The following is a 10,618-nucleotide window of genomic DNA, read 5'->3' as shown; positions in this document are numbered from 1 at the left end:
CTCGATTCGGTGGTGATCCGTTGGGATAATGGTAAAAAGCAGGTGCTTACTAATGTTAAAACAAACCAAACACTCCAGGTTAAAATTGCCGATGCAAAGCTTGATTATAGTAACAAGGAGCCTTCGGTTGATAACATCGCTTTGTTCAAAGATGTAACTAAATCGGCAGGCATAACCTACAAGCATAATGATCAGGATTATATCGACTTTAACGTTCAAAAACTGCTTCCGCATAAACTATCGGAATATACACCGGCCGTAGCAGTTGGCGATGTGGATGGCAATGGGTTTGATGATATGGTGGTGGGCGGAACTACCAAATACCCGGCCCAGTTATTATTACAGCAAGCCAGCGGCAAGTTTATTCAGCGCGACCTGGTACCTCAACCCAAAAACATTGTCCCGGTTGGTAATCCTAATGATATGGCGCATATGTTATCGCCTGTAAGAGTTAAAGACGAAGGCATGTTGCTTTTTGATGCCGATGGCGATGGCGACCTTGATCTTTACGTTGCCAGCGGCGGCTATGAAAGTGAGCCCGGTTCATCAAATTACCAGGACAGGCTTTACGTTAACGATGGCAAAGGCAACTTTAAATTACAGCCTGATGCCCTGCCTAAAAACCTCACCAGCAAACTATGTGTAAAAGCGGCAGATATAAACCGCGATGGTAAAATGGACCTGTTTATTTCAGGTCGCGTTGATCCCTGGAATTATCCTAAACCCGTATCAAGCTTTATTTTGCGTAACGATAGCAAAAACGGCGTTATTAAATTTACCGACGTATCTGCATCTGTAGCTAAAGAATTGAATAACATAGGCCTGGTTTGTGATGCCACCTTTACCGATTTTAATAATGATGGCTGGCCCGACCTGATCCTCACAGGCGAGTGGATGCCGATCACTTTCCTTAAAAACGATCACGGTACATACAAAAATGTAACCCAAAGCACCGGGGTTGAAAATAAGCTTGGCTGGTGGAACACCATTGCAGCCGGCGACTTTGACCATGACGGCGATACGGATTACATTGTAGGTAATACCGGTCTTAACACTTTTTATAAAGCAAGTGACCAATACCCTATTTATATCACTGCAAAAGATTTTGACAATAATGGCAGTTATGACGCATTCCCTTCGGTTTTCCTGAAAGACCAAAAGGGGCAGTTGCAGGAGTTTCCGGCTTTTGGCCGCGATGATATTGTGAAGCAGATGATCAGTATGCGTGTCAGGTTCCAGAATTACCGCTCGTTTGCAACAGCCACCATGGACTCGGTGATAACACCAAAAATGCGTGAGGGGGCAATCCGCTTAAAAGTGAACTACCTGCAATCGGTTTATTTGCGTAATGACGGCGGCGGCAAATTTACAGCCATTCCATTGCCGGTTGAAGCGCAGATGTCTGAATTATGCGGTATCACTGTTGATGATTTTGATGGCGATGGTAACCTTGATGTTGCACTGAACGGCAATGACTATGGCACCGAAGTAGCAACCGGCCGTTACGATGCTTTCAATGGTTTATTGCTTAAAGGTGATGGCAAGGGCGGCTTTAAACCGCTTAGTATTATGCAAAGCGGTATTTATATTCCCGGCAATGGCAAGGCTTTGGTTAAACTGAAAGGTGCCAAAGGTAATTACCTGCTTGCAGCTACTCAAAACCGCGATGCCATGAAATTATTTGAGTTGAAAAGGCCTGTTAAAACTTATAACCTGCAGCCGCTTGATGCATTTGCAACTATAAAATATAAGAGTGGAAAAACCGCTAAACAGGAGTTTTATAATGGTAATTCTTTCTTGTCGCAATCGGGCAGATTCATTAATATTGATGATAACATGGCATCAATAACCGTAACCGACAGTTATGGCCATCAACGTAATGTACCAATTAACTAAACTATTATAAATGAGATGCTTTAAGATATTTATAGCCGCTGCGGGTTGTGCCCTTATTTTAGGCTGCGGGGGCAAACCTAAAAAGCTACCGCTAATGAAGGATGCCGATGTTATTCATAACAACGTTGATCAGCTTACACAGGTTATTATTTATGACGTATTCAGCCCTCCGGTTTCAAGTCGTATTTATGGATATACTACGCTGGCGGCATATGAGGCGCTTCGTTATGAAAATCCTGAATACAATTCAATTACTGCACAGTTACGCGGCTTTGGCAAACCGCCTCAACCGCAGGCCGGGGTAAAATATAATTACACGCTTGCAGCTACATCCGCGTTTTTTGCTGTGGCGCATAAGGTTACTTTTTCTATCGATTCGCTCAAAAAATACGAGGCTAAAGTTTATGCCATGTATAAGGATAATCTTGATGATTCTACCTATGCCCGTTCCATGGCATTTGGCGAAAAGATAGGTAAGTATGTCTTAAAAAGGGCTGCGGTTGATAATTATCCCCAAACCCGCGGCAAGCCGAGGTTTTTGGGTAATGATAATCCCGGTAACTGGCATCCAACTCCGCCCGATTATCTGGATGGTGTTGAGTTTTGCTGGGGTACTATGCACACCTTCGCGGTTGATACCTCAACCATGTTCCCGTTGCCTCCTCCGCCCGCCTTTAGCGAGGATAAAAACAGCGAGTACTTCAGACAAACACAGGAAGTTTATGATCTGAGTAAACACATCACTCCGCAGCAGGTAGAGATTGCCCGCTTTTGGGATGATAACCCATTTGTGATCCAGCATAATGGCCACATGATGTTTGCCAATAAAAAGATCACTCCGGGCGGCCACTGGATAGGTATAACCGCTATTGCCTGTAAGCAAACCCATGCCGACGCTGCAAAAACTGCCCAGGCTTACGCACTTACCTCAATAGCTTTGTTTGATGCCTTTATTTGCGGCTGGCAGGTTAAATATGAAACAAACTACATAAGGCCGGTAACCATCATCAATGATAAAATTGACCATGACTGGCTGCCCATGCTGCAAACGCCGCCATTCCCCGAATATCCGAGCGGGCATAGTGATATCAGCGGTGCATCGGCTGTAGTGCTTACGCATTTATTTGGCGATAACTTTGCCTACCAGGATACCAGTGACTTGCGCTATATAGGTATGCAGCGCCATTTCGACTCATTTTTGAAAGCTGCCGACGAAACCTCGATAAGCAGGTTTTATGGTGGGATCCACTTCCGCAACAGTGTTAACCAGGGTGCTGTGCAAGGTAAGCAGGTGGGTGAATATATCTGGAAAAAATTAAAACTTAAAAAATAAGGGCAATAGCTATTTTATGAATTTAAAAAAAAGCTTATTAACCATATCATACCTTTTTTCATTCTCTGCATTACTGGCTGGTTTAACGCTTATCAATAGCTGCAAGCGTAAACCGGCATATCAACCATACAAGTTTACCGGCGATGTTATAGTTGACGGTAAAAACCTGGTGCAACTAAAATGTGCCCGTTGTCATTCGTTAGTGCCTGTTGATGCGTTGCCAAAAGATGTCTGGCTTAACCATACGCTGGTTAATATGGCGCCGTTTCTACACATTTCAACCTATGGCGGTTCGTCATACTACAAGGATAATCCGCTTGATACTACAGGCGCTACTATTGCCGAATGGACAGCCATTTTGGACTATTACAAAAAAGCAGCACCGGATACCTTATTGCCTGTTAAAAAGCCATATCCATTAATAAATGACTGGGCTGGTTTTACGCTTAAAACGCCTTCGCCGGTAAGTTATAAAAGTTTTACTACCCTGATTGCCACCAATCCGGCTACACATAAATTGTATAGTGCCGATGCGGTTGACGAAAAGCTGAATATTTGGGATAGCAATTTAAAAATGGATTCGCTTGCGAAACTACCATCCGCAGCGGTTGGGGTTAGTTTTGGTAAGGATAGTGTGGGTAACAATGTAGGTTTTTTCTCCTGCATTGGACGTATGGCACCTGTTGATTTTCCTAACGGTAAAGTAGTAAAAGTTAATCTTGACGCCAAAGTGGTTAACGACGATCAAACTTACATAGCATCTGATCTGCCCCGCCCTGTAGGTACCATAACCGGCGATTTTAATAAAGATGGTTTACAGGATGTGGTAGTTTGCGGTCAGGGGAAGTTTAAAGGTGGGGTTTACCTGCTCAAACAAAATAAAGACCATACTTATGAGCAGCAAACCATTTACGATAAGCCGGGCGCTGCGCAGGCGTTGGCCGGTGATTTTAATAACGATGGCTGGCCGGATGTAATGCTCCTGACGGGTAGCGGCGATGAGGGCCTTTGGTTATTGTTAAATGATAAAAAGGGAGGCTTTACTACGCGTAACCTGCTTCATTTTCCACCGGTATACGGTTCAAGCAGCTTTCAGTTGGTTGATATGGACCATGACGGCAAGCTTGACCTGGTGTTAACCTGTGGCTATAATTACCGCGATTCAAGGATCCTGAAGCCTTACCATGGTTTGTACATTTTTACCAACACCGGCGACTGGAACTTTAAGCAACGCTGGTTTTACCCAATAAACGGGTGTACCAAAGCTATAGCTGCCGATTTTGATGGCGACGGCGATATTGATATCGCAACGATAGCCTTCTTCGCTGATATGAAAAATACTCCTGCCGAAGAGTTTGTTTACTTTGAGCAGGCTAAACCTTTCGATTTTAAACCTCATGCTTTACCGATCAGTAAGCTTGGCCACTGGATGTGCATGGAAATGACAGACCTGAATAATGATGGCAAGCCCGATCTGGTATTAGGTAACTACGCCGACGGGTTTATGTTCCAGGATGGTTTTAAACCTAACTGGGACCAGCACCTGCCATTGATAGTGCTTGAAAATCACACCAAAAAGTAAAGCTATGCCAATTTGTAAATGAGGAAAGCAGGAGGGGTGAAGGTAAAAAGACGTAGTATATTGTTGTTGGCAATAGTACTGATTGTTGTTATAGCAGCAGTCCTGAATAGCTGCGGCGATAACGAACCAAGCGATGAAGAGCTTTTGGCCGATGCAAAAAAAACGGCCTTCAAACATTGCGGAAGCTGCCATGAACCGCCCGATGCTTCTTTATTGGACAGCGCCACCTGGGATAAATACATTTTGCCGGCTATGGGTGCAAAACTGGGCATGCGCCCCTTTATGGATCAATATATAGCCGGTCCAAGAGCTACGCTTTCCCTTGCCGACTGGACAAAGATCGTTGTTTACTATCGGTACGCCTCGCCAAAAAAACTGAAGATCCCCAAGCCTGATGCTGTACTTGATTCAGCTATATTTTCGGTGAAACGACCTTCTAACGTTGATACAAGATCGGGCGAGGCCATGACCACTATGGTTAAGTTTAACCCTGTTGATCAGCACTTTTATACAGGAGATGCCGGTAATAAACTTTACCGTTGGAATAGTGACCTTACAGCTACCCTGATCAAAAAGTTTCATTCGCCCATAACCGATGCCGTGTTTTATCAATCGGCAACGGAACCTAACAGTGCTGTAATTACCTGTATTGGGATACTCCCGCCTAATGACGCGCTTAAAGGATCATTGACGCATATTAATCTCGATAAGAAATCAAAGGATACTGTTTTAATGGCCGATAGCCTGCCCCGTTCGGTTAAAAGCGCAGCCGCCGATTTTAACAAAGATGGCCTGATGGACTATGTAAGCTGTGGTTTTGGTCATGACCGGGGCGGCTTGTTCCTGCTACAACAGCAGGCTAACCATACTTTCAAAAGAAAGATCATCCGTGCAATTCCCGGCCCTGAAGTAATTTACACCGGCGATTTTAACGGCGACGGATGGCCTGATATTGCCTGCCTGTTTGCCCAGGCCGATGAAGGCATCTGGTTGTTTTTGAATGATAAAAGAGGAGGCTTTACAACCCAAAACATCATGCGCTTTCCGTCGGTTTATGGCTCAAGCAGTTTTCAGCTCATTGATTTTAATCATGATGGCAAGCTTGATATTGTATACACCTGCGGCGATAATAATGATTATTCGCCCATATTTAAGCCCTATCATGGGGTTTACATATTTACCAACCAGGGCAACTGGAAATTTAAACAAACTTATTTTTACCATATTAACGGCTGCTCTAAAGCCATAGCCGCCGACTTTGATAAAGATGGCGATCTTGACCTGGCCGTAATAGCTTTCTTCCCCGATTATAAATACCATCCCACCGAAGGTTTTACCTACCATGAACAGGTTAGCCCGGGCAAGTTTAAAGTTCATGAGGTACCGGTTAATGTATTAGGCCGGTGGATCTCGATGGACGCAGGTGATATTGACGGCGATGGCGATATAGATATTGTCTTGGGCAATTTTTCGGTAGGAGCACAGGGGCTCATGAATCAAAAGGACTATAAACCCAATTGGGATCTGTATGAACCGATCATTGTGCTGCAGAATAAAACTATCAAAAAGTAAAATTATTACACACGCTGTCTCCTAACCCCGGTGTTTGTGTCCTCACAAACACATGCTTTCTTGCGCTCGTTTGTAACGGGCGCTTAACCTGGGTTTACGTTTTTAACGCAATATTGCCGCCGAACTTTTTATGAGGGCCGGGAGATGTGATAGCAAACCAGTAAAATGTTTTACTAAAGCCTCAAAACGTATCATTTGTACAACAAATTGATAAATAAGTACAGCTGTATCTGGTTGTATGTTAAGTAGTTTTACCACAATATTTATTGATATACTAAATGAACAAAAGTATCCGCTCTGCTTTAAGTGTAATAGCTGCCTGCTTTTTGCCCGCCTTTGTATCGGCACAATCAGGAGTTGTAAAACAAGTTAAATTAAGCAATTTCGATCTGCAATCGTCGGCCTTAGTGAGTGCTTCCGGCTCCGAACTTTCCAGTACACAATACCATTCGCCGGTATACTGGTTTCCGGTAAAAGTACCTTCAACAGTGCTCACCGGACTGGTTGCTAACCATATTTATCCCGATCCGTACCAGGGCCTCAACAATATGCTGATCCCAGATGCATCCGATCAGTTTAACAAAGAATATAACCTGGAGCAATACAGTCATTTACCCAATGATCCTAATCCATGGAAAAAGCCGTACTGGTACCGCACTACTTTTAAAGTGCCTGCCAGCGACAAAGGGCGTCGTTTTCAATTAATATTTAAAGGTATCAACTACCGCGCAGCCGTATGGCTTAACGGTAAGCAAATTGCTGATAGCACCCAAATGGCCGGCATGTTTGCCGAACATAACCTGGATGTGAGCGATGCAGTTAAAGCTGGTGCCGAAAATGCCCTCGCCGTAAAAATTTACCCCCTTGATTACCCGGGCTATCCTGCAAAAGAACAATTGAAAGCCCTCGGTCCGTTTTATGAAAACGGTGGCCCTACGGGTGATATCGGTAAAAATGTAACCATGCTTTGCTCATCAGGATGGGACTGGATCCCGCCGGTGCGTGACCGAAATATGGGTATCTGGCAGCCGGTTTTCCTGCGTACTACAGGTGCGGTAACTATCGGCAGGCCAAAACTGGTTACTGATCTGCCAAACCTGCCTGATACAGGTGTCGCTAAGCTTTCATTAAATTTAACATTGACCAATAATACAACCGCAACGCGTGGCGGCAAGCTAAGCATTAGCATAAAGCCCGAAAACTTCGTGGGTGCACCTGTTCAGTTTAGCCAGCCGGTAGTAGTACCTGCCGGTGCCGAAAAAGCTGTTGAATTAAGTGCAGATAAGATCAGTGAGTTGATCGTGCATCAGCCAAAATTATGGTGGCCTAATGGTTACGGCAGGGCAAACCTGTATCGCATCCGTTTACAATATGCCGAGGGAACAACGGTAAGCGATGATACTACTTTTGTATTCGGGATCCGTAAAGTAGCATCAAAAGCCGAAACTACCGCCAATGGATTTGTGCGCCGTAAGTTTTATGTAAATGGTAAAGAAGTGCATTTGGTAGGTGGTGCCTGGGTGCCGGATATGATGGTGAACCGCGATTCGGCCCGTTATGATTATGAGATGCATTTGTGCCGCAATGCCAATGTAAACCTGGTGCGTATTTGGGGCGGTGGCGTTACTGAGCCGGATGCTTTCTGGAATGCAGCCGATAAATACGGACAAATGGTATGGTCAGACTTTTGGATCACCGGCGATACCCAGGGCGAATTTAAAGGCTCGCCTGATTGGCCGCTGGAGGGCAATGTGTTCATCAAAAACGTGGAAAGCACCATCTACCGTATCCGTAACCACCCAAGCCTATTGGTTTGGACAGGCGGTAATGAAGGCCATGCCCGTAAAGAATTATATGATGTAATGCGGAATGATATCATCACTTTAGATGGCACACGTCCGTTTATCCCAAGCTCGTCGGGTTTTGCCAAACTGCCTGCCGGTTGGAAAGGCTCGTGGCCCGATGAAATGCCATCAGGCGTTTACAGCGGCGGTCCGTACGAATGGAAAGACCCTAAAGATTATTACAAGCTGGCCAATGATGCCAAAGACTGGGTATTTAAAGACGAAACCGGATTACCCTCACAACCTCCATATACTACATTGCCAAAAATCATCCCTAACCTGGTTTGGGATACCAATTTGCCTTTCCCGCTCAATAATTCATGGGGTTATCATGACGCGGCCACCGGTGCAGGCAAATATGATAAGTACTATGAAGAAATGGCCAAAAGATATGGCAAACCAAGCAGCATCGTTAATTTTTCCGACAAGATGCAGCTCATGAACGCCGTCGGCTACCAGGGAATTTTTGAAGCCGATGGTCATAAACTGAACGAAACCGGTGGAGTAATGCTCTGGAAGCTGAATGCGGCCCTGCCAAGCGTAATATGGCAGATCTACGATTGGTACCTGGAACCCAATGCAGGATATTACACCATGCAAAACGCTTGTGAACCTATTCACATTCAATATAACTACGATAATTCATCAATAGCTATCATCAATCGTACACATCACGCAACCGGTAGCTTAACCGCAACAGCCGATATTTATGACATCAACAGTAAATTGATTAAATCTGCCAAAGTTGGCAATGTTGGCTTGGCACAAACCGGTGTTAAAGAAGTAATTCAACTTAAAGACGCGCTTGCTGCTGCCAAGGGTGTAAGTTTTGTAGTGTTGAATTTGATCAATACTGCAGGTAAAACGGTATCGCATAACGTGTACTGGTTATCAGCCACTGACGACTTTACAACGTTGAACGATATGAAACATGCACAGGTGCAGGCAAAAGTGCTCAAAGTGGAAAAAGGTACGAGCGAAAATAAATGGACCTTGCAGTTTGCCAACAACTCAAACCAACTGGCGTTCTTTGTTCGCCCGCAATTGATGAGAAATGGTGAAGAAGTTATGCCAAGCTATTGGACAGGAAATTATTTCAGTCTGGCCCCGCACGAAAGCATCACGGTATCGGTAAGTGCCCCGGTAGCTAAGCTGGGCACGGTAAAACCAACGGTGCTGCTTGAAGGCTGGAATTTGGATAAACAGGTAATAGCATTGCAATAAGCTTTTAATGCTTAACAATGAAGGCCGGGCATTTTGTCTGGCCTTTTTTATTCATCCCTGTTTGTCATGCTGAGGTACGAAGCATCTTCTTCGCCCTGTATAGCTGCCATGCTTGTTGAAGAAGATCCTTCGTGCCTCAGGATGACAGTTTTTTTTAATTATGTCATAGGTAGCGATAGCGAAACAACTTCTTCGCCCTGTATAGCCTATTCCCTGGCGCAAGTCCTGTGTGGTTGATTGTGAATGGAGTGACTTGTGCCTAACCATTTTTAAAGTTAAATTTTGTTTAAGAATGACCTGCAATACAGGTTCAGCTTTAAAAAACTGCTTATCTTGCCCTACACATTTTGCATATGGAAAATACAGATGTAATTATCATAGGTGGAGGGGCAGCAGGTTTAATGGCCGCCCGTACGCTTGCCAAAGCAGGTAAAAATGTTGTACTGCTTGAAGGGCGTAACCGGCTTGGAGGCCGTATTCATACGCTTGAGCATGGCACCTCTTTAGAGCCCGCGGAGCTGGGTGCGGAATTTATTCATGGCGATTTGCCGGTTACCCAAAGCCTGCTTCATGAAGCAGGTATTAAATACACCCCGGCATCGGCCTCGATGTGGAAGTATGAAGACGGTAAGTTTATAGCCGAAGGTCATGTTATTGAACATTGGGATGAATTTCTGGAAAGCATCATGCAACTGAAGCACGATATGAGCATTGAGGAGTTCATGCAGCAGGAATTTTCGGGTGAGCAGTATACTGGTCTCCGTGAATCTGTGCGGGGCTACGTGTCAGGATATGACAATGCCGATCCTAAAAAAGCCAGTGCTTTTTCCATCCGTAAAGAATGGCAGAATGAACATGAGGATGCACAATATCGTGTGGAAGGTGGTTATTGTATGCTGATCAGCTACCTGGCAAATGAATTTAAACAAGCAGGCGGACATATTTACCTTAATGCTGTTGCAAAAGATATTGATTGGGGGCAGCATCATGTTACGGTAAGCACGGATATCGGGATAACTTACCAGGCCCGGCAATTGTTGGTTGCTGTACCGCTTGGGATTTTACAGGCTGAAACAGGCTTAAAATGCACCCTGAGTTTTGATCCGCCTGTTGATTATTATATCAAAGCTTTAAAATCGCTTGGTTTTGGAGCTGTTATAAAAGTTT

At 44.6% G+C, this 10,618-nt stretch carries 7 protein-coding genes; all 7 read left to right on the top strand.

Annotated features, from left to right (window positions below):
- Nucleotides 1-1,896: FG-GAP-like repeat-containing protein (locus tag VF500_RS20010; RefSeq protein ID WP_330861375.1), on the top strand; the 1,896-nt coding region annotated here is incomplete at its 5' end.
- A 10-nt stretch (nucleotides 1,897-1,906) separates the two neighbouring features.
- On the top strand, nucleotides 1,907-3,229 hold the full coding sequence (locus tag VF500_RS20005; RefSeq protein ID WP_330861374.1) for a vanadium-dependent haloperoxidase: 1,323 nt from the start codon (nucleotides 1,907-1,909) through the stop codon (nucleotides 3,227-3,229).
- A gap of 16 nt (nucleotides 3,230-3,245) precedes the next feature.
- A complete protein-coding gene (locus VF500_RS20000) occupies nucleotides 3,246-4,811 on the top strand; it encodes a VCBS repeat-containing protein (RefSeq protein ID WP_330861373.1) in 1,566 nt (521 codons plus the stop codon).
- 18 nt (nucleotides 4,812-4,829) lie between these two features.
- The gene (locus VF500_RS19995; RefSeq protein WP_330861372.1) at nucleotides 4,830-6,383 is read left to right on the top strand and encodes a VCBS repeat-containing protein; all 1,554 of its coding nucleotides are present in this window, start codon (nucleotides 4,830-4,832) and stop codon (nucleotides 6,381-6,383) included.
- A gap of 278 nt (nucleotides 6,384-6,661) precedes the next feature.
- Complete coding sequence (locus tag VF500_RS19990) at nucleotides 6,662-9,451, top strand: glycoside hydrolase family 2 protein (protein WP_330861371.1); 2,790 nt, start codon at nucleotides 6,662-6,664, stop codon at nucleotides 9,449-9,451.
- Between the two features lie 66 nt (nucleotides 9,452-9,517).
- A complete protein-coding gene (locus tag VF500_RS19985) occupies nucleotides 9,518-9,688 on the top strand; it encodes a hypothetical protein (RefSeq protein WP_330861370.1) in 171 nt (56 codons plus the stop codon).
- A gap of 116 nt (nucleotides 9,689-9,804) precedes the next feature.
- Nucleotides 9,805-10,618, top strand: an 814-nt coding sequence (locus tag VF500_RS19980) for a flavin monoamine oxidase family protein (RefSeq protein WP_330861369.1), incomplete at its 3' end; no start/stop codon positions are given.

The organism is Mucilaginibacter sp. (genome assembly GCF_036383575.1).
GTDB lineage: Bacteria > Bacteroidota > Bacteroidia > Sphingobacteriales > Sphingobacteriaceae > Mucilaginibacter.
Note: the sequence above shows the minus strand (reverse complement) of the source record. Positions and strands in the feature narration are given on the sequence as shown.

Bases quoted from the DNA above. Each gene is read 5' to 3' on its own strand.
- VF500_RS20005 (WP_330861374.1), top strand. From the start codon at position 1,907: ATGAGATGCTTTAAGATATTTATAGCCGCTGCGGGTTGTGCCCTTATT.
- VF500_RS20000 (WP_330861373.1), top strand. From the start codon at position 3,246: ATGAATTTAAAAAAAAGCTTATTAACCATATCATACCTTTTTTCATTC.
- VF500_RS19995 (WP_330861372.1), top strand. From the start codon at position 4,830: ATGAGGAAAGCAGGAGGGGTGAAGGTAAAAAGACGTAGTATATTGTTG.
- VF500_RS19990 (WP_330861371.1), top strand. From the start codon at position 6,662: ATGAACAAAAGTATCCGCTCTGCTTTAAGTGTAATAGCTGCCTGCTTT.
- VF500_RS19985 (WP_330861370.1), top strand. From the start codon at position 9,518: ATGCTGAGGTACGAAGCATCTTCTTCGCCCTGTATAGCTGCCATGCTT.